Raw genomic sequence first — 18172 nt, forward strand, 5'->3', positions numbered from 1 at the left:
ACCCCGCCCAGGCGCACCTCCGGGCCCCCCTCGCGGACGACCCCGAGCGGGACGAAGCCCTCCGGCAGCGCCGCGGCGGGCGGGAAGCACGCGAGCATCGCGTGGTCCTCGCCGCCTCCCAGCACCAGCGCCCTCGCCAGGTCGAGGTCCACGCCCTCCACTCCCGTGAGCCCGCGCGCGTGCTCATCGACCGCCGCGGCATCGAGGTCGATCGCCACTCCGCTCGCACGCGCCATCCGACGGGCGTCGAGCACCACGCCGTCCGAGACGTCCATCATCGCAGTGGCGGTCCCGCCCGCGGCCTCGCCCGCGGAGATCGGCGCGGTCGGGCGCAGCTGCGCCTCGAGGAGGGACGGATGCCGCTCGCGGAGCCGGTCGGCGAGGTCGGCCGACGGCTCCCCGTCCCGCTGCGCCTGCTCGAACAGCAGGCGCAGCCCGAGCCCCGCTCGTCCCAGCGGGCCGGCCACGGCGAGCACGTCCCCCGGCCTCGCACCGCTGCGGAGCACCGGCGGTCGTCCGTCGAGCGAGCCGAACGCCGTGATCGAGAGCGTCAGTGTCGCGGAGGCGGACAGGTCTCCCCCGACGACTCCGCATCCCGGCGCCATCGCGGCGCAGCCGGCGGCGAGTCCGCCCGCGATCCCCTCCAGCACGTCGACGCCCAGCGACTGGGGCGCCGCGAGCGCGACGACGAGCCCGGTGGGACGGGCCCCCATCGCCGCGACGTCGGCGAGGTTCGAGGCCGCCGCCTTCCAGCCCAGGTCCGCCGGGCTCGACCAGGCCAGCCGGAAGTCGGGGCCGTGCACCATCATGTCCGTGGTCACCACGAAGCGGCCGTCGGGAGCCCGCAGCACCGCGCAGTCGTCGCCGGGCCCGACCAGGGTCTCCGCGCCCCGGCCGCCGAGCCGGGCCAGCACCCTCGCGAGCACCTCGCCCTCGCTGAGCTCGGCCAGGGTGGGACTCCGATCCTCTGCCATGGTTCACACGCTAGCGTTGACGGCGATGTCCCCCCGCCGACTCCGCTCCCCCCTCCTCGCCGCCGCCGCCGTCCTGCTGCTCTCGGGCTGCTCGGCCAGCGTCGCCCTCGAGCCCGCCGCCGATGCGACGAGCACCGGCTGCGCCGAGGTCTCGGTGCGCCTGCCCGACGTGGTCGCGGAGCAGCCCGAGCGCGAGACGAACGCTCAGGGCACCGCCGCCTGGGGCACCCCGGCCGCCGTCATCCTCCACTGCGGAGTCGAGGTGCCCGGCCCGACGACGGACCTCTGCGTGAACGTCAGCGGAGTCGACTGGATCATCGACGAGACGCAGAAGGACGAGGACATCTACACGCTGACCACCTACGGTCGCGATCCCGCGGTGGAGATCACCGTCGACCAGAGCCGCGCGTCCGGATCCTCCGCCGCGCTCGACCTCGCGAACGCCGTCTCCTACGTCCCGCAGACGCGCGAGTGCACCGACGTCTCGGATGCCGACACCCTCGATCCGACGGACACGCCCACCGGCTGAGTCTCAGCGGTCAGACGCCGAGGGCTCGACTCGCTGCGGTGAGCGCACCATCGGAGGTCGCCCCCAGCTCGCGCGCGCGGGACGCGAACACGGCGGCCGCGGCCTGCAGCTCGCGCTCCAGCGCGTCCACGCCTCCCGCGACGACCGTGCCCGCCCGGCCGCGCGTCTCGACCAGGCCCGCCGACTCCAGCTCCCGGTAGGAGCGGGCGATTGTCCCCGCGGCGACGCCCAGCGTCTCGGCCAGCGCGCGCACCGGCGGCAGCCGCGTGCCGACCGGCAGCTCGCCCGCGGCGATCAGAGCGGTGATCTGCTCGCGGATCTGCTCGAAGGGCGCCGCGGCCGCGCCCGCCTCGACGCGGAGCGCGAGCGCCGGCGTCATCGGGCGGCGACCGGGACGCGGTCGAGCGCCGAGTCGAGCAGCTCGCTGATCAGGTCCGGGTAGTCCACGCCGCTCGCGCCCCACATGCGCGGGAACATCGAGACCGGCGTGAAGCCGGGCATGGTGTTGATCTCGTTGACGACGAAGCCGTCGGCGGTGAGGAAGAAGTCGACCCGGGCGAGGCCCTCGGCTCCGATCGCGTCGAAGGCACGGATCGCGAGGGACCGCATCTCGGAGAGCTCGCCGTCGGTCAGGTCGGCCGGGCAGACCAGCTCGATGCCGGACGCCCCGAGGTACTTCGCCTCGAAGTCGTAGAAGCCGCGGCCGGAGACGACCACCTCGCCGGCGACGGAGGCGCGGGCCGGAGCACCGCGGCGGCCGCCGAGCACGCCGATCTCGACCTCGCGGCCGACGATGCCCGACTCGATCAGCACCCGCGAGTCGTGCGCGAACGCCTCCTCCAGCGCGGCCTCGAGCTGCTCGCGCTCGTCGATCCGGCTGACGCCCACGCTGGAGCCGGCCCGCGCCGGCTTCACGAACGCGGGCAGGCCCAGCTCGTCGAGGGCCGAGGAGGCGTCGCCCGGGTCGGCGCGCCACTCCGCCTCGGTCACGAGGTACCAGGGCGCCACCGCGAGGCCCGCGGCCTGCAGCACCGTCTTGGTGAAGTGCTTGTCCATGCCGAGCGCCGACGCGAGCACGCCCGAGCCGACGTAGGGCAGCCCGACGAGCTCGAGCATCCCCTGGACGGTGCCGTCCTCGCCCCACGGGCCGTGCAGGATCGGCAGCACCACGTCGACCTCGCCGAGCGAGCGCGTCGCGCCGTCCTCGGTCGTCACGGTGAGCTCTCGCGAGAGGGCCGACTCCGGCCAGCGCACACGGGAGCCGTCGTCCTCGACGCGGGGCAGCGACGCGGCGTCGAGAGCGAACTTCTCAGGACGGTCCTCCTCGAGCACGAAGGCGCCGTCGGAGGTGATCCCGACGGGGATCACCTCGAAGCGGTCACGGTCGATCGCCCGCAGCACCCCGGCCGCCGTTGCGCAGCTGATCGAGTGCTCGCTGGAGCGCCCCCCGAACAGAACGGCCACGCGGAGCTTGCTGGTCATCGAGGTTCCTCTCACCCTGTGGCTCGTCCGAATCCGTGGTCAGGTGCGGCGCGATGTCCTTCGGATCGAGCGTACCGGCGAGCACCTGCGACACCTGCTCGACGATGGGCATGTCGACTCCCCTGGCGCGCGCCAGCTCGAGGACCGGCGCGACGGAGGCGAGCCCCTCCGCCGTCTGCTGCATCGACTTCACCACGTCGGTGAAGCTGTAGCCCTGGCCGAGCAGGCGCCCGGCCGTGTTGTTGCGCGAGAGGGACGAGCTCGACGTCGCGATGAGGTCGCCGAGCCCCGCGAGTCCGGCCATCGTCTCGGCCCGTCCGCCGTACGCGACCGCGAAGTCGGTCATCTCGGCGAGACCGCGCGTGATGATCGACGCCTTCGTGTTCTCGCCGTAGCCGACGCCGTCGACGATGCCGATCGCCACGGCGATGAGGTTCTTCAGCACGCCGCCGAACTCGGTGCCGATCACGTCGGTGTTGACGTAGGAGCGGAAGTAGCGGTTGGTCGCCGCGAGGGCCACCTCCTGCGCGGTGACGAGGCTCTCGGAGGCGATGACCGCCGCGGTCGGCTGCTCCTTGGCGATCTCGAGGGCGAGGTTGGGTCCGGAGGCGACGGCGATCCGGTCGGGAGAGACCGGCAGCATCTGCGCGATCACCTCGCTCATCCGCTGGCCGGTGCCCTTCTCGACGCCCTTCATCAGGCTCACCAGCACCGTGCGCTCGGTGAGGAACGGCGTGATCGCCTCGAGGTTGCTCCGCAGCGACTGCGACGGGATGGAGAGGTAGACGTGGTCCGCGCCCTCCAGCGCCTCCTCGATGCGCGGCGTGGCCCGGATGTTGCGCGGGAGGTTGATGCCGGGGAGGTAGTCGCTGTTGCGCTTGGCCTCGGTGATCTCGCGGGCCAGCTCGGCGCGGCGCGCCCACATCACGACGTCGGAGCCGCCGTCGGCGAGGATCTTCGCGAAGGTGGTGCCCCAGCTGCCGGCGCCGAGGACGGCGACGCGGCGGGGCACGGGGATGGGCGCCTTCCTACTGCTCGGACTCAAAGCGACCCGTGCCCTTCTGGTTGTGCTCGGAGGGGTTCCAGCGCTTCTCGGGCGCCGCCTCGCCGCGCAGCTCCTCGAGCAGGGCGGTGATCGCCGCCATCACGACCGCGGAGGCCTCGTTGAGTGTGGCGGAGTCGAGGCTGCGTCCGCGGAAGGCGGACAGGTCGACGGGGTCGCCGACGATCACGTCGACGCGCTTGCGGCGGAAGAGGGTGATCCGCTTGGAGTAGCGGCCCATCAGCTGCTGCGCGCCCCAGTGCGCGACCGGGACGACGGGCAGGCCGTACTGCAGCGCCATCCTCACCGCTCCCGTCTTCCCGCGCATCGGCCAGAGCTCGGGGTCGCGGGTGAGGGTGCCCTCGGGGTAGATGATGACCGAGCGGCCCTCGTCCACGAGAGCCTTGGCGGTCTTCAGCGGCTCGCTGCCGCGGACCGAGCCCGAGCGCTCGACGGGGATCTGCCCGGAGCCGCGCAGGATCGAGCCGAGCACGGGCACCGAGAACAGCGAGGCCTTGGCGAGGAAGCGCGGTGCGCGGCCGGCGCGCCACAGGGTCCAGCCCGTGATGATCGGGTCGATCTCGCTGTAGTGGTTCGGCGCGAACACGAAGGCTCCGGTGCTCGGGATCTTGTCGCCGTTCCGGATCCGCAGGTCGACCGAGGCGGTCATCACGGGGATCACCGCCGCCGCGAGGAACCAGAAGATGGACGGACGGCTTCGCTCAGACACCCGCCCATCCTCGCATCCCGCATCGGAGGGGCCGCGTCCCCACGCCCGGGAGCAGCGGTGCCCCGCGGTGGGAGGAGCGGCCCGGCCGCCGGTACGGTACCGGCATGCCCCGTCCGCGTCGCCGCCCGTCGCCGTGGGACGCCATCGGCCGAGCGCTCGGCCGCCTCGCCGACTCGCCGATCGCGCTGTCCGGCCTGGTGCTCCTGATCGTGTGGGGAGTCGTGCTGCTCGCCACGCAGGCCGGACGCGACGCGGCCGCGCTCGGCGACGGCCTCCTGCTGACGCTCGCGGTCCTCGTCGGCGGCTCGGCGGCCGTCGCCCTCGTGATCGGCGGGGTCGACGCCCTCTGGCGCGTCGCGGTGGCACCACTCGCCCACGTCGAGGCGGAGGCGACCGGCGGCGTCGCGGTCCTCGGACGCGGCCGGCTCGGAGCGGGCCTCCGTCGTGTCGAGCCGCGGTTCCCGCTGCCGACGCTGCGGCCCTACGCGGTCGTCGTGCCGCGCCGCCGGGGACTGACCGTCTCCTTCGGCGACTGGGGCGTCGTCGTGCCCTGGGCGCGGATCGCGCGGCTGGAGCGGCGGTGGGTGCTGGTGGGCCTGCGTCCGCGCGAGGCCCTCGAGGTCGTCCTGGCCGGGACGCGGCGCGGACGCCTGACGCTGGTCCTGGTCGAGTCGCCCGGACCGCTGGGCCTCCGGCCCGCGCCGGAGACGACGCTCGCGCTCCTCGAGAAGCGGATCCGGGGACGCCTGGAGGAGGCCGCGGAACCGCCCGCGTGGGGCGCGCCCGGACGCGACAGGACCCCGGGCCGCTGAGGACGGTCGTCCTCCTCGGCACCGGGGTCCCGGTGGGCGGCTACGCGTCGAGCGAGAAGTCGGCGCCCAGCAGCTCGAGCTTGGTGAGGAAGTTCTCGTAGCCGCGGCTGATGATGCCGACGTTCGAGACCGTCGAGGTGCCCTCGGCCGAGAGCGCCGCGATCAGGTGCGAGAAGCCGCCGCGCAGATCCGGCACGACGATGTCGGCGCCGTGCAGCTTCGAGGGTCCCGAGATCACGGCCGAGTGCATGAAGTTGCGCTGCCCGAAGCGGCAGGCCTGCCCGCCGAGGCACTCGCGGTGGATCTGGATGGTCGCGCCCATCTCGACGAGCGCGTCGACGAAGCCGAAGCGCTGCTCGTAGACGGTCTCGTGCACGATCGAGACGCCCTTGGCCTTCGTGAGCGCCACGACCAGCGGCTGCTGCCAGTCCGTCATGAAGCCGGGGTGCACGTCGGTCTCGATGATGACCGGCTTGAGCTCGCCGCCCGGGTGGTAGAAGCGGATGCCGTCCTCGGCGATCTCGAACGCGCCGCCGACCTTGCGGAAGACGTTGAGGAAGGTGGTCATCTCCTGCTGGCGGGCGCCGCCGACGAAGATGTCGCCGTCGGTCGCGAGGGCCGCGGCCGCCCAGGAGGCCGCCTCGTTGCGGTCGAAGAGCGCGCGGTGGGAGTAGCCGGTGAGCCGGTCCACGCCCTCGATGCGGATCACGCGGTCGGTGTCGACCGAGATGATGGCGCCCATCTTCTGCAGGATGTTGATCAGGTCCATGATCTCGGGCTCGATCGCCGCGCCCGAGAGCTCGGTGATGCCGGAGGCGCGCACCGCGGTCAGGAGGACCTGCTCGGTCGCTCCGACGCTCGGGTAGGGCAGCGACACCTTGGCGCCGTGCAGGCCCTCGGGAGCCGACATCCGGATCCCGGAGGGCAGCTTCTCGATCACCGCGCCGAAGTTGCGGAGGACCTCGAGGTGGTAGTCGATCGGGCGGTCGCCGATGCGGCAGCCGCCGAGGTCGGGGATGAACGCCTCGCCCAGGCGGTGCAGGAGCGGGCCGCAGAAGAGGATCGGGATGCGGCTGGAGCCGGCGTGCGCGTCGATGTCGGCGAAGTGCGCGGACTCGACGTTCGAGGGGTCGAGGATCAGCTCGCCGACCTCGGCGCCCTGCTTCACCTTGACGCCGTGCACCTCGAGGAGGCCCTTCACGACGCGGACGTCGCTGATGTCGGGCACGTCGCGGAGGGTGGACGCGGTCTCGCCGAGGAGCGCCGCGACCATCGCCTTGGTGACGAGGTTCTTCGCTCCCTTGAGCTCGATGCGCCCCACCAGCGGCCGACCGCCCTTGATGGTGATCCGCTCCGTCGTCATCCCCACGCGGGCTCCCGAGGCCTTGGCGTCCTGGAGGGCCTTGGCGTCCTGAAGAAGTGTGTTCACGCTATTTCACCGGCAATGTCTTGGGCCGCCAGCTCTCGCGGCGGGTCTCGAATTCGGAAATGAGCGCTTCGTCGCGCAGGGTCAGGCCGATGTCGTCCAGGCCCTCGATCAGGCGCCATCGAGTGTAGTCGTCGATCTCGAAGTCGAAGGCCTCGCCACCGGCGGTGACCGTACGCGCAACCAGATCCACCGTCGGTTCTATTCCCGGGGTGCTCTCGATGATCTCCCACAGGCGCTCGACGTCGGCCTCGGACACGACGGCGGCCAGGAGTCCCTGCTTGCCGGCGTTGCCGCGGAAGATGTCGCCGAATCGGGGCGAGATCACGACCCGGAAGCCGTAGTCGCGCAGCGCCCAGACGGCATGCTCGCGGCTGGAGCCCGTGCCGAAGTCCGGCCCGGCCACGAGGATGCCCGCACCGCGGTACCGCTCCTGGTTGAGGACGAAGTCCTCCTCCTGGCGCCAGCCGTGGAACAGGGCGTCCTCGAATCCGGTCTTCGTGATGCGGCGGAGGTAGACGCCGGGGAGGATCTGGTCGGTGTCGACGTTGGCGCGCTTCAGGGGCGCGGCGATCGCGGTGACGGTCTCGAACTTCTGCACGGTCAGACTCCTGCTCTCTCGCGCGCCGGCTCCAGGTCGGAGGGGCTCGAGAGCGTGCCGCGCACGGCCGTGGCGGCAGCGACGAGCGGCGAGACGAGGTGGGTCTTCGCCCCCTTGCCCTGACGGCCCTCGAAGTTGCGGTTGGAGGTGGAGGCGACGCGCTCCCCCTCGAGCAGCTGGTCCGTGTTCATGCCGAGGCACATCGAGCAGCCGGCGAAGCGCCACTCCGCCCCGAACGCCGTGACGATCCGGTCGATGCCCTCGGCCTCCGCCTCGAGCCGCACGCGGGCGGAGCCGGGGACGACCATCACGCGGACGCCCGGCGCCTTGGTGCGCCCCTCGACGATCGCGGCGAAGGCCCGCAGGTCCTCGATCCGGGAGTTGGTGCAGGAGCCCATGAAGACGACGTCGACCGGGATCTCCTTCATCGGCGTCCCGGGCTCGAGCGCCATGTACTCCAGCGCGCGCAGGGCGCTGGTGCGCTCGTTCAGGTCGTCGATGGCCTCGGGGTCGGGGACGGACTGCGAGAGCGACACGCCCTGGCCGGGGTTGGTGCCCCAGGTGACGAACGGCTCGAGCGCGTCGGCGTCGATCACGACCTCGGCGTCGAACACCGCGCCCTCGTCGCTCGGCAGCGTCCGCCAGTAGGCGACGGCGGCGTCCCAGTCCTCGCCCTCGGGGGCGTGCGGACGGCCCTGCAGGTAGGCGAACGTCGTCTCGTCCGGCGCGACCATGCCCGCGCGCGCCCCGGCCTCGATCGACATGTTGCAGATCGTCATCCGGCCCTCCATCGAGAGCGCCCGGATCGCGGAGCCGCGGTACTCGAGGATGTAGCCCTGGCCGCCGCCGGTGCCGATGCGGGCGATGACCGCGAGGATGACGTCCTTGGCCGTGACCCCCTCCTTCAGCGTCCCCTCGACGGTGATCGCCATCGTCTTGAAGGGCTGCAGCGGCAGCGTCTGCGTGGCCATCACGTGCTCGACCTCGCTCGTGCCGATGCCGAAGGCGATCGCGCCGAACGCGCCGTGCGTCGAGGTGTGCGAGTCGCCGCAGACGACGGTGATCCCCGGCATCGTCAGGCCGAGCTGCGGGCCGACGACGTGCACGATGCCCTGCTCCACGTCGCCGAGGGAGTGCAGGCGGACGCCGAACTCGCCGGCGTTCCGGCGCAGAGCGTCGATCTGGGCCCGGCTGGTCGGGTCCTCGATGGGCCGGCCGATCTGCAGGGTCGGCGTGTTGTGGTCCTCGGTCGCGATGGTGAGGTCGGGGCGGCGGAGGGGGCGCCCGGCCGCGCGCAGCCCGTCGAACGGCTGGGGGCTCGTCACCTCGTGGAGGAGGTGGAGGTCGATGTAGACGAGGTCCGGAGCGCCGTTCTCGCCCTTGACGACGACGTGGTCGTCCCAGACCTTCTCGGCGAGGGTGCGGGGCCTCGGGGTGCGGATCGAGTCCGCGAGCGAGCGGGATTCCGCTCCGCTCGACGCGGGCGCGGCTGCGCCGGGTGACTTCTCGGTCATGACGGTTCCTTCTCCTTCAGGAGTCGCTGCTCGGCCGGGCGAGGCACCGCGACGAGGGAGGCCGTCAGATCGAGGTCTCGTCGCGGCACGGAAGGAGGTGCGGGCCGCTCAGCATGGACCGAGAATAGCACCGCGCTCCCCCGCTCCCGGGAGCCGGCGGCGCGCGGTCGACGGGCTCAGGCGCGGGCGTCGAGCACCGCGTCGACGACGACCACGGTCACGTTGTCCCGCCCACCGGCGTCGACCGCCGCTCTCACGAGCGCCTGGGCGAGGTCGGCCGGGTCGCCGGAGTCGCGGCGCGCGAACAGCGCCGCGATCCGCTCGTCCGAGAGCTCCTTGGTGAGCCCGTCGGAGCAGAGCAGGTAGCTGGCGCGCGGCACGACGGGCAGCGTCCAGACGTCCGTCTCGACCTCCTCGTCGGCGCCGAGGGCGCGGGTGACGATGTTGCGGTCCGGGTGCGACTCGGCGGACTCCCGCGTGAGCAGGCCCGCCGAGACGAGCTCCTGCACGGCCGAGTGGTCCACGGTCAGCTGCTCGAGCTCCGTCCCGTCCCAGCGGTAGACGCGGGAGTCGCCGACGTTGAAGAGCGCCCAGCGGGCGGGCCCGGAGGGCTCGGGCAGGACGAGCATCAGCCCCGTGAGCGTCGTACCGCAGAGCGCACCGCCCACGTCCAGCGCGCGCACCGCCGTGTTGGCGCCCTCGACCAGGTCGAACACCGCGTCGACCGGTCCGAGCGCCGTCGGCCGGTTCTCGTGCAGAGCACCGACCGCCGCGGCGCTCGCGAGGTCGCCGCGGGCGTGCCCGCCCATCCCGTCGGCGACCGCGAGCAGCAGCTCGTCGGCGAGGAGGGAGTCCTCGTTGACCCGGCGGACGGCTCCGACGTCGGTGCTGCTGCTGACGGCGAGCCGCAGCGCCCCCTGGGGCAGGTCGACGGTGGTGGTCGTCATCGCGGGGTCACTTCTCCTCGGCGGCCGAGCGGGCGTCGTCCGAGACGACCTCGGGGTGCCCGTCGTGCATCTCGATGTGGCGGTGCTCGCGGCGCATCTTCGCCAGGCTCGCGAGCGTCGCGACGGTCATGCTCAGGACGATGACCACCAGCGAGGTGATCGTGTCGATGTCCCACACCGGCACGGGCTCGCCGCCGTTGATGAAGGGCAGGTCGTTCTCGTGCAGGGCGTGCAGGACGAGCTTCACGCCGATGAAGGCGAGGATGAACGCGATGCCGTACTTGAGGTACTCGAGCTTGTCGATGAGGCCGCCGAGCAGGAAGTAGAGCTGGCGGAGCCCCATCAGGGCGAAGACGTTCGCGGTGAAGACGATGAACGGGCTCTCCGTGATGCCGAAGATCGCGGGGATCGAGTCGAGCGCGAAGAGCAGGTCGGTCGAGCCGATCGCCAGGAAGACGATCAGCATCGGGGTGAAGAACCTCGTGCCGTTCTTGACCGTGCGGATCTTCGAGCCGTCGAACTCGTCCGAGATCCTCACGCGCTTGCGCAGGAGGCGGATGAGCAGGTTGTCGGTGCCCTCGTCCTCGTCCTCCTTGCCGAACGCCTGGTTCCACGCCGTGTAGACCAGGAACGCGCCGAACAGGTAGAAGATCCAGCTGAAGCTCTCGATGAGCTGCGCGCCGAGGAGGATGAAGATCCCGCGGAAGACCAGCGCGATGATGATGCCCACCATCAGCACCTCCTGCTGCAGCTTCGCCGGCACCGCGAAGCGGCCCATGATGATGACGAAGACGAACAGGTTGTCGATCGAGAGGCTGTACTCGGTCAGCCAGCCCGCGACGAACTGGCCCGCGAGCTCGCCGCCGCCGAGGATCAGCATCGCCAGCGCGAAGATCAGCGCGAGCGTGACGTAGAAGCCGACCCAGAGGCCGGACTCCTTCAGGCTCGGCACGTGCGGGCGCTTGTAGACCAGCAGCAGGTCGGCGGCGAGGATCAGGCTCAGGACGACGAACGAGCCGATCACGAACCAGACGGGCAGATCGAGCATGAGGGCCTTCCGAGTGGGTGGGGGCCGAAAGTCTCTCCCCGGGGAGCGGACGGCCGTGCCGGTCCGCGTCACCCGTCCCGCCCCCGGCACCGCGCAGGGGCGGTGCGTACTGACGGGAGCGGAAAGGCGGGATACTCCCCTTCGCGGATGCGATCCTAGCGCCGATCCGGCGGGATGCGGCCCCGAGGAGGCGGAGCGGGAACGAGGCGATCGGCGCGATGCGTCGAGCGGGTGCCGCGTGGCGAGCACCCGGGTGTTAAACGAGAAGAACCCCCGGTCAGACCGGGGGTTCTTCTCGTGTTGCCGTGGTGACCCCAGCGGGATTTGAACCCGCGTTACCGCCGTGAGAGGGCGACGTCCTAGGCCGCTAAACGATGGGGCCGCGTTTTTGCAACTCGAAGAGTGTTGCACACGGATCCGCATCGACGCAAATCGAGCGCCCGGCCCATCCGGTCTCCGCTCGGCCCCGGCCTTGCCCGCCGCCCGCCGAGGCGGTTGGCTCGGGGCATGAGACTGACGAAACTCGAGCACGCCGCCGTCCTGATCGAGGAGGACGGCGCCCGGCTGGTGATCGATCCGGGGTCCTTCACCCGGCCCGTCGAGGGGACGGCCGACACCGTCGCCGTGGTGCTCACCCACGAGCACGCCGACCACTGGACCCCGGAGCAGCTGCAGCGCCTGCGCGACGCGGCCCCGTCGCTGCGGATCCTCGGCCCGGCCGGGGTCGCCGCCGCCGCCGAGGGCTTCGACGTCGAGACGGTCGCCGACGGCGACGTGGTGACGGTCGGCCCGTTCGAGCTGCGCTTCTTCGGCGCCCGCCACGCGGTGATCCACCGGAGCATCCCGGTCATCGACAACGTCGGCGTCCTCGTCGACGGCCGCGTCTACTACGCCGGCGACTCCTTCACCGTCCCCGAGGGCGTCGACGTCGAGGTCCTCGCGGCCCCGTCGGGCGCGCCGTGGATGAAGATCGCCGAGGCGATGGACTACGTGCTCGAGATCGCGCCGCGGCACGCCTTCGCGACCCACGAGCAGGTCCTCTCGGAGGCGGGACGCGCGCTCGGCCACGACCGGCTCGGCTGGGCCGTGCGCGAGGGGGGCGGGGAGTACCACGCGCTCGAGCCCGGCGACGTGCTCGAGCTCTGACGCCGGGGACGACGACGGCCGGGTCGGGGGCGAGCCCCGGCCCGGCCGTCGTCGCGATCCGCTAGCGGATCAGTAGTACTCGCCCTGGCGGTAGTCCCAGGAGTTGAACTGCTCGGCGAGGTTCAGCATGATGCGCTCGTAGTCGAGGCCGCGGCGGATCAGCACGGGGCCCGGGGTGATCGAGCGCTCGCTGCCCTGCACGGGGATGAGGGCGCCCGAGGCGTCCACCATCGAGACCATGACGCCCTGCTCGTGGCGGGAGTCCTCGTCCTTGTCCGGCTGGATGGAGGAGACGTACGAGTCGGCCGAGACGATGACGTCCGCCTCGTTCTCGATCCGCTCGCCGATGTTCGCGACCCGGCCGCGGTTGCCCACGCCCGAGGGGTTGGCCGAGCTGGCGAAGGTGAGGGTGCGGTCGCGCTCCCACAGGGTGGCGACCAGCTGCTCGGCGGGGCGGCCGAAGCGGATGACGAAGCAGCTCGTGCCGCGTCCGTCGCGGACCAGCTCGCGGGCGTCCTCGTCGATGAGCTCGACCGCCTCGGCCTTCCACGGGAGGATGCAGCCGAGCAGGACGTCCTGGTCCCAGTGCTTCCGGTAGAAGGCGAGGACCTCGTCGTTGAGCTCCGCGAGCTCGACGAGCTGCTCGATGCTGGAGCAGAGCACGACGCCGGGCTTGTTGCGGTTGCGCTGCTTGGCCGAGAACTTGCGCTCGAGGCCCGCACCGTCGGTCGTCATCAGGATGTAGCCGACCTTGGTCGCGCAGACGACCAGTCCACCGGGAGCGGCGAGCGCGTCCACTGCCTCGGCAGGAGCCTGCTCACGCCATTCGATCACCGTCGTGCTGGTCATTCTTTCCCTTTCGTGGTGTCCAGAGACGCCATGGGCGGGGCCCCGGCCGAGCGGAAGCCTAGCGGATGGCCCCGCGGCGGCAGGCGCGGCGGACCCCTGTCCCACGGCGGGACCGGCCCGGCCGGAGCGCGCTCCGCCGGGTGCTCGTGCAGATGGTCACGACCCCGCTGCGGGCCCCGTTCCCGGGCCCCAGGAGGTCACGCTCGCGAGGTCGGCCCCGAACTCGACGCGGAGGCGGACGGGCGGGCCGCCGCGCAGCACGTCCGGCAGCCACAGGCGGGCGTCGTCCCACATGCGGTCGAACGGCACCTCGTCGACCGGGACGAACGCGGCGGCGAGCTCGCTCGACTCGGTGACCTCGCCGGCGACCCGGCGGCAGAGGAAGACGTGCGAGCGCTGGCTCCACGCCGCCCGGTGGGGGAAGGAGTAGTCGAGCACGCCGCGCGGCTCCAGGTCGGCCGGGAGGGCGACCAGCCCCGCCTCCTCCTCCAGCTCGCGGACGGCCGCGTCGACGGGCGACTCCCCGGGCTCGAGCTTGCCACCGGGGGCGACCACGCGGCCCTCGCCGAGGCCCCTGCGCTTCCGGCCGAGGAGCACCTCCGCACCCCGCGGGCCGTCGCGGAGGACGTAGACGACGCACACCTCGGGCAGCCCCACCGCGCACCTCCGCTCCGGCGGGCCGGGGGCCCGGCACCGCCGTCGTAGGCTAGCCCGGTGACGACGACCGCGCTCGAGCGCTTCCAGGCCCTGCTGCGCGTCGACACCGTGTCCCACTCGGACGAGTCGGCGACCGACTGGAGCCGCTTCCACGCCTTCCGGGAGCTCGTCGCCGAGCTCTACCCGGCGCTGCACGCGGCGCTGGAGTCCGAGACCGTCGCCGGCCACTCCCTCCTCTGGCGCTGGCGCGGTGAGGAGCCGGGCGAGCCGGCCGTGCTGATGGCTCACTACGACGTGGTCAGCGTGACGGCGGCGGAGTGGTCGCACGACCCGTTCGCGGCCGAGACGGTCGTCGCCGCGGACGGCCGCACCTCCGTCGTGGCGCGCGGCGCCCTCGACGACAAGGGCTCCCTCGTCGCCCTCCTCGAAGCGGTCGAGGCGGCCGTCCGGCGGGGCGAGCGGCCCCGGCACGACGTGTACCTCCTCTCCACGCACAACGAGGAGACGGCGGGCGACGGCGCCCCCTCGGTCGTCGCCCTGCTCGGCGCGCGCGGGGTCCGCCCGCGCCTCGTGCTCGACGAGGGCGGGAACGTGCGGCGCGGCATCCTGCCCGGCGTCACCACCCCGATCGCCGTGATCGGCGTCACCGAGCGCGGGATCATGAACCTCGAGCTGACCTGCCGCGACGTCGGCGGCCACGCCTCCGCTCCGCCGCCCCCGCCCGGGCTGCTCGCCACCCAGCGGCTCGCGAGGGCGATCCACCGCCTGACCGAGAACCCGTTCCCCTCGACCCTCCCGGAGCCGATCGCCCAGCTGGTGCGCGCGGCGGCCGACCACGCGGACGCGGCCCACGCCGTCTGGTACGCCCGCCCGCACGAGCACCCGGACGCCGTCGTCGGCGCGCTCGCCGCCCACTCCAACCGCTCGGCCGCGATGCTGCGGACGACGGTCGCGATCACCGAGCTGCGCGGCAGCACCGGAGCGAACGTCCTCGCCTCCAGCGCCAGCGCCACCGCGAACGTGCGGATCAACCCGGGCGGCACCGTGGCAGGCGTGGTCGAGCGCATCCGCGCTGTCATCGACGACCCGGAGGTCGAGGTCGAGGTGAAGGTCGCCCACGAGCCCTCCCCCGTCTCCCCCACCGGCGAGCCCGGCGACGGCGGGCCGTACGACCTGCTCCGCGCGGTCGTGCAGGAGTCGTTCCCGGACGCGGTCGTCGCCCCCTACGTGCAGACCGGCGGCAGCGACGCCCGGCACTTCCACGCCATCAGCGACCACGTCTACCGCTTCATCCCGTTCGAGATCAGCCCGCGGCAGCAGCTCGGGATCCACGGGGTCGACGAGTCGGTCGAGGCCGACCAGTTCGAGCGCGCCATCGAGTTCTACGCGCGGCTGCTCGCCCGACTCTGATCGCGGCGATCCTCCGGGGTCGGGGAGGACCGCGCAGCGACCGGCAACCTGGGAGAACCGTTCGATGACGCGCCGACCGGTGTTGGCCCGGAGTTCACCCCGCGATGATGGACTGATCGCAGCGGGGTCGCCTCCGCTGGAGCAGTGCGCAAGTGCCGACGCCGGGTCGCGTGATCCGGCTCCCGCCGATCGTGGAACCCGAGGATCATGTCCCTCCGCCAGGCCGAGTACCCCCGGCCCAACCACTTCATCCTTCACCTGAGCGACACCCACTTCATCGCCGGAGACGGCGGCCTGTACGGCTCCGACGTCGACAGCGAGGCCCAGCTGCGGCTCCTGTTCGACGAGCTGGAGGCGTCCGGCGGACGTCCGGAGGCCATCGTCATCACGGGTGATCTCGCCGACAAGGGCGAGCCGGAGGCGTACGCGAAGCTGCGCGCCGTCGTCGAGCCCGCGGCCGCACGCCTCGGCGCCGAGGTGATCTGGGTGATGGGCAACCACGACGACCGCGGCGCGTTCCGCTCGGGGCTGCTCGACCAGCTCCCGACCACGCAGCCGGTCGACCGCGTGCACGACGTGAACGGGCTGCGGATCATCGCGCTGGACTCCACCGTGCCCGGCGCCCACTACGGGGAGATCTCGGACGCGCAGCTCGACTGGCTGGCGGAGGAGCTCTCCAGCCCGGCCCCGCACGGCACGATCCTCGCGCTGCACCACCCGCCGGTGCCGAGCGTGCTCGACCTGTCGGTCCTCGTGGAGCTGCGCGACCAGCCCGCCCTCGCGGAGGTGCTCGAGGGCTCCGACGTCCGCAGCATCATCGCGGGCCACCTGCACTACTCGTCGACGGCGATGTTCGCCGGCATCCCGGTCTCGGTCGCGTCGGCCACCTGCTACACCCAGGACCTCAACGTGCCGGTGGGAGCGACCCGCGCCCGCAACGGCGCCCAGGCGTTCAACCTGATCCACGTCTACGACGGCACGGTGCTGCACTCGGTGGTGCCGATCGGCGCCTCGACCGAGGTGTCCTACGTCTCGGCGAGCGAGACGCAGCGGATCCTCGCGGACCACGGCGTCGAGATCGCCGCGGCGACGGCGGCCCCGGTCGCCCGGGACGAGGAGCTCTACCCGCCGCTCGTGGAGCGGGTGGGCGTCAGCGCGTAGCGACGCGACGGGGCGTCGGGGTCGCCCCGACGCCTCCGGGCGCCGCGTCGACCGCGTCCTCGGACACGGCCGGCGGTGTCAGCGCCCGCCGGCACGGTCCCGCGCGAACAGCCATCCGGCGAAAGCCAGCGCCGCGGCCAGCGCGACGCCCACGCCGACGCCCGCTCCCATTCCGATGCCCGGGAACACGAGCGAGCTCGCCAGGCCGAGCAGCAGCCCGGCCACCGCTCCCCCGACGGCCCAGCCCACGGTCAGTCCTCGCGCTCCCACGGAGCCGGGATCGGGTAGTACTCCTCGAGGAACCCGATGACGGCCTTGGTGCGCGCCTCCGCCGAGATCTCGGGGAAGCTGCCGTCGTTGAGGCAGAAGAAGTCGACTCCGCGGTTCTTGAGGAGCTTGCGCATGTCCTTCAGCCCCTGGTGCATCGTCGTGTCGACGTACTTCACCGAGGCGTTCTCCTGCACGACCGCGCGCCCGGTCATCAGCGCGTAGTAGTGGTAGAGCGAGTTGGTGACGGAGACGTCGCTCGCGGAGCGGAAGCGGCTCGCGGCGGTCGCGGTGAACTCCGGCTCGAACTCGGCCTCGAGCTCGGCCATCACGGTCTTGCGGAGCGGCGTGGCGGCGTGCTCGAGGTGACGGGTCGTCATCGCGCCGAAGCGCTCGCGGAGCAGGCGCCGGTTGACGCGGGCCGCGTTCTCGAAGCCGCTGCGGGAGGCGTTGGAGTCGCCCATGCCGATGCGCGTCGTCGCCTCGATGAACTTCGTGATGCCCCCGGGCGAGAAGAAGATCGACGGGTCGACCGGGCGCCCGAAGAACATGTCGTCGTTGGAGTAGAGGAAGTGCTCCGCCAGCCCCGGGATGCGGTGCAGCTGGCTCTCGACCGCGTGGGAGTTGTGCGTCGGCAGCACCGAGAGGTCGCGGAAGTGGTCCTCGCTGCGCACGAGGGTGACGTCCGGGTGGTTGTCCAGCCAGCGCGGGCGCGGGGAGTCGGTGACGATGTAGATGTGCCGGATCCACGGCGCGTACATGTAGACGCTGCGCAGGGCGTACTTGAGCTCGTCGATCTGGCGGAAGCGCGCCGGAGCGTCGTCGCCCTCGCCCACCACGTAGCTCGCCATGCGGGCCGCACGGGCGCGCTGGAACTCCAGGTCGGTGCCGTCGACCCACGAGAAGACGATGTCGACCTCGAAGCGGATGTCGCTGACGAGCGGCTCGAACATGCCCTCGAACGTCGGCCAGGTGCGGCCGTACGCCTCGACGTGGGCGTCGATGGCTTCGGCGACGGGGAGGCTGTTGCGCATGAGCGCGTTCTCGGCGGGAGTGATGATCTCCTCCTCGCCCACCTTCCACAGCTCGAGGCGGACGCCGCTGCGGGCGCCGTAGCGCAGCGATCCCGTGGAGGAGACGCGCGGGCGGAAGAGCTTGAAGACGGAGGCGCGCGGGTACGGCGCGAGCACGCCCTCGGCCAGGAGCTGGGGCGGGGTGCCCCGCTTGTCGACCGTCTTGGCGTAGAAGGGCTCGGTCGCGAAGGCGCGCGCCAGCAGCGTGGCCAACTCGGCGCCGAGCACGCGGTCCACCGCGAGGAAGGGCGAGCCGTCGGTGCCGCGGATGAGGCGGTAGGGGAATTCGGCGGCGTCGAGGACCTCGCCGATGGCGATCAGGTCCTCGGTCCAGGCCGCGCGGGGCGTCGTACTCGAGTTCACCAGCGAGAACAGGCCGGCATGGACCACGACGTCGTCGCGGTCGAAGTGGCGCGGGCGCAGGAGCGGTGACGGAAGAGCACGGACGGAAGGCATGATTCACATTATCCGCCGTGGATTTCGTCCGTGTGACCGGGCCGTCGG

Annotated in this window: 19 protein-coding genes and 1 tRNA gene; 5 read left to right on the top strand and 15 right to left on the bottom strand. The window is 72.2% G+C overall.

From position 1 onward, the window contains the following. On the bottom strand, positions 1-974 hold a 974-nt coding region (thiL, locus tag C5C39_RS13325; RefSeq protein ID WP_104353590.1), incomplete at its 3' end, for a thiamine-phosphate kinase. 25 nt (positions 975-999) lie between these two features. On the opposite strand from thiL, the gene C5C39_RS13330 reads away from it, so the two are divergent. Beyond that, on the top strand, positions 1000-1503 hold the full coding sequence (locus C5C39_RS13330) for a DUF3515 family protein (protein ID WP_104223096.1): 504 nt from the start codon (positions 1000-1002) through the stop codon (positions 1501-1503). A gap of 10 nt (positions 1504-1513) precedes the next feature. On the opposite strand, the gene C5C39_RS13335 is transcribed toward C5C39_RS13330, so the two are convergent. Genes C5C39_RS13335 through C5C39_RS13350 form a run of 4 tightly spaced genes read right to left on the bottom strand, consistent with a single transcriptional unit; the run spans position 1514 to position 4697 of the window. Further along, the gene (locus C5C39_RS13335) at positions 1514-1882 is read right to left on the bottom strand and encodes a GntR family transcriptional regulator (protein ID WP_104353591.1); all 369 of its coding nucleotides are present in this window, start codon (positions 1880-1882) and stop codon (positions 1514-1516) included. Continuing rightward, entirely contained in the window at positions 1879-2985 is a 1107-nt protein-coding gene (locus tag C5C39_RS13340) for a D-alanine--D-alanine ligase family protein (protein ID WP_104353592.1), read from the bottom strand. The genes C5C39_RS13335 and C5C39_RS13340 overlap by 4 nt, the downstream gene beginning before the upstream one ends. Next, positions 2882-3997 carry an NAD(P)H-dependent glycerol-3-phosphate dehydrogenase gene (locus tag C5C39_RS13345; protein WP_181067828.1) on the bottom strand — a complete coding sequence of 372 codons (1116 nt, stop codon included), beginning with the start codon at positions 3995-3997 and terminating at the stop codon, positions 2882-2884. The genes C5C39_RS13340 and C5C39_RS13345 overlap by 104 nt, the downstream gene beginning before the upstream one ends. Before the next feature lie 16 nt (positions 3998-4013). Continuing rightward, positions 4014-4697, bottom strand: coding sequence for a 1-acyl-sn-glycerol-3-phosphate acyltransferase (locus C5C39_RS13350; RefSeq protein WP_104233803.1), 684 nt, complete (start codon positions 4695-4697; stop codon positions 4014-4016). 164 nt (positions 4698-4861) lie between these two features. Between C5C39_RS13350 and C5C39_RS13355 the strand changes: the two genes are divergently transcribed. Next, positions 4862-5569 (top strand): hypothetical protein, encoded by a 708-nt coding sequence (locus C5C39_RS13355; protein ID WP_104353593.1) that lies wholly within the window; start codon positions 4862-4864, stop codon positions 5567-5569. A gap of 40 nt (positions 5570-5609) precedes the next feature. Here C5C39_RS13355 and murA read toward each other — a convergent pair whose 3' ends face one another. From murA to C5C39_RS13385, 6 genes are all read right to left on the bottom strand, one after another. Next, a complete protein-coding gene (gene murA / locus C5C39_RS13360; RefSeq protein ID WP_167299052.1) occupies positions 5610-6932 on the bottom strand; it encodes a UDP-N-acetylglucosamine 1-carboxyvinyltransferase in 1323 nt (440 codons plus the stop codon). A 67-nt stretch (positions 6933-6999) separates the two neighbouring features. Beyond that, the gene (gene leuD, locus C5C39_RS13365) at positions 7000-7596 is read right to left on the bottom strand and encodes a 3-isopropylmalate dehydratase small subunit (protein WP_104283461.1); all 597 of its coding nucleotides are present in this window, start codon (positions 7594-7596) and stop codon (positions 7000-7002) included. Positions 7597-7598: 2 nt separating this feature from the next. Beyond that, positions 7599-9110 carry a 3-isopropylmalate dehydratase large subunit gene (leuC, locus tag C5C39_RS13370; protein WP_104353594.1) on the bottom strand — a complete coding sequence of 504 codons (1512 nt, stop codon included), beginning with the start codon at positions 9108-9110 and terminating at the stop codon, positions 7599-7601. Positions 9111-9286: 176 nt separating this feature from the next. Then, positions 9287-10057, bottom strand: coding sequence for a PP2C family serine/threonine-protein phosphatase (locus C5C39_RS13375; protein ID WP_104353595.1), 771 nt, complete (start codon positions 10055-10057; stop codon positions 9287-9289). Positions 10058-10064: 7 nt separating this feature from the next. Beyond that, positions 10065-11105, bottom strand: coding sequence for a TerC family protein (locus tag C5C39_RS13380; RefSeq protein WP_104353596.1), 1041 nt, complete (start codon positions 11103-11105; stop codon positions 10065-10067). A gap of 306 nt (positions 11106-11411) precedes the next feature. After that, a tRNA-Glu gene (locus C5C39_RS13385) sits at positions 11412-11487 on the bottom strand. A 125-nt stretch (positions 11488-11612) separates the two neighbouring features. Here C5C39_RS13385 and C5C39_RS13390 point away from each other — a divergent pair. Then, entirely contained in the window at positions 11613-12251 is a 639-nt protein-coding gene (locus C5C39_RS13390) for an MBL fold metallo-hydrolase (RefSeq protein WP_104249616.1), read from the top strand. A 69-nt stretch (positions 12252-12320) separates the two neighbouring features. Here the strand turns inward: C5C39_RS13390 and C5C39_RS13395 are convergent, their stop codons facing one another. Both C5C39_RS13395 and C5C39_RS13400 read right to left on the bottom strand, forming a co-directional pair. Continuing rightward, complete coding sequence (locus tag C5C39_RS13395; protein WP_104283457.1) at positions 12321-13100, bottom strand: L-threonylcarbamoyladenylate synthase; 780 nt, start codon at positions 13098-13100, stop codon at positions 12321-12323. Between the two features lie 156 nt (positions 13101-13256). Continuing rightward, positions 13257-13757 carry an 8-oxo-dGTP diphosphatase gene (locus tag C5C39_RS13400; RefSeq protein WP_181136387.1) on the bottom strand — a complete coding sequence of 167 codons (501 nt, stop codon included), beginning with the start codon at positions 13755-13757 and terminating at the stop codon, positions 13257-13259. A 57-nt stretch (positions 13758-13814) separates the two neighbouring features. On the opposite strand from C5C39_RS13400, the gene C5C39_RS13405 reads away from it, so the two are divergent. Then, a complete protein-coding gene (locus C5C39_RS13405) occupies positions 13815-15167 on the top strand; it encodes a M20/M25/M40 family metallo-hydrolase (protein ID WP_104353597.1) in 1353 nt (450 codons plus the stop codon). Between the two features lie 207 nt (positions 15168-15374). After that, positions 15375-16328 carry a phosphodiesterase gene (locus C5C39_RS13410; protein ID WP_104353598.1) on the top strand — a complete coding sequence of 318 codons (954 nt, stop codon included), beginning with the start codon at positions 15375-15377 and terminating at the stop codon, positions 16326-16328. 78 nt (positions 16329-16406) lie between these two features. Here the strand turns inward: C5C39_RS13410 and C5C39_RS17595 are convergent, their stop codons facing one another. Together C5C39_RS17595 and C5C39_RS13415 are read right to left on the bottom strand one after the other, a co-directional pair. Then, positions 16407-16577, bottom strand: coding sequence for a hypothetical protein (locus tag C5C39_RS17595; protein ID WP_181136388.1), 171 nt, complete (start codon positions 16575-16577; stop codon positions 16407-16409). Between the two features lie 2 nt (positions 16578-16579). Then, complete coding sequence (locus C5C39_RS13415; RefSeq protein WP_104353599.1) at positions 16580-18124, bottom strand: stealth family protein; 1545 nt, start codon at positions 18122-18124, stop codon at positions 16580-16582. Between the last annotated feature and the right edge of the window lie 48 nt (positions 18125-18172).

Origin of the sequence: Rathayibacter sp. AY1F3 (genome assembly GCF_002931975.1) — a bacterium.
Taxonomy (GTDB): domain Bacteria; phylum Actinomycetota; class Actinomycetes; order Actinomycetales; family Microbacteriaceae; genus Rathayibacter.

Bases quoted from the DNA above. Each gene is read 5' to 3' on its own strand.
- murA (WP_167299052.1), bottom strand. From the start codon at position 6,932: ATGACGACGGAGCGGATCACCATCAAGGGCGGTCGGCCGCTGGTGGGG.
- C5C39_RS13375 (WP_104353595.1), bottom strand. From the start codon at position 10,057: ATGACGACCACCACCGTCGACCTGCCCCAGGGGGCGCTGCGGCTCGCC.
- C5C39_RS13395 (WP_104283457.1), bottom strand. From the start codon at position 13,100: ATGACCAGCACGACGGTGATCGAATGGCGTGAGCAGGCTCCTGCCGAG.
- C5C39_RS13380 (WP_104353596.1), bottom strand. From the start codon at position 11,105: ATGCTCGATCTGCCCGTCTGGTTCGTGATCGGCTCGTTCGTCGTCCTG.
- C5C39_RS13355 (WP_104353593.1), top strand. From the start codon at position 4,862: ATGCCCCGTCCGCGTCGCCGCCCGTCGCCGTGGGACGCCATCGGCCGA.
- leuC (WP_104353594.1), bottom strand. From the start codon at position 9,110: ATGACCGAGAAGTCACCCGGCGCAGCCGCGCCCGCGTCGAGCGGAGCG.
- C5C39_RS13340 (WP_104353592.1), bottom strand. From the start codon at position 2,985: ATGACCAGCAAGCTCCGCGTGGCCGTTCTGTTCGGGGGGCGCTCCAGC.
- C5C39_RS13350 (WP_104233803.1), bottom strand. From the start codon at position 4,697: ATGACCGCCTCGGTCGACCTGCGGATCCGGAACGGCGACAAGATCCCG.
- C5C39_RS13410 (WP_104353598.1), top strand. From the start codon at position 15,375: ATGTCCCTCCGCCAGGCCGAGTACCCCCGGCCCAACCACTTCATCCTT.
- C5C39_RS13335 (WP_104353591.1), bottom strand. From the start codon at position 1,882: ATGACGCCGGCGCTCGCGCTCCGCGTCGAGGCGGGCGCGGCCGCGGCG.
- C5C39_RS13330 (WP_104223096.1), top strand. From the start codon at position 1,000: ATGTCCCCCCGCCGACTCCGCTCCCCCCTCCTCGCCGCCGCCGCCGTC.
- C5C39_RS13415 (WP_104353599.1), bottom strand. From the start codon at position 18,124: ATGCCTTCCGTCCGTGCTCTTCCGTCACCGCTCCTGCGCCCGCGCCAC.
- C5C39_RS13390 (WP_104249616.1), top strand. From the start codon at position 11,613: ATGAGACTGACGAAACTCGAGCACGCCGCCGTCCTGATCGAGGAGGAC.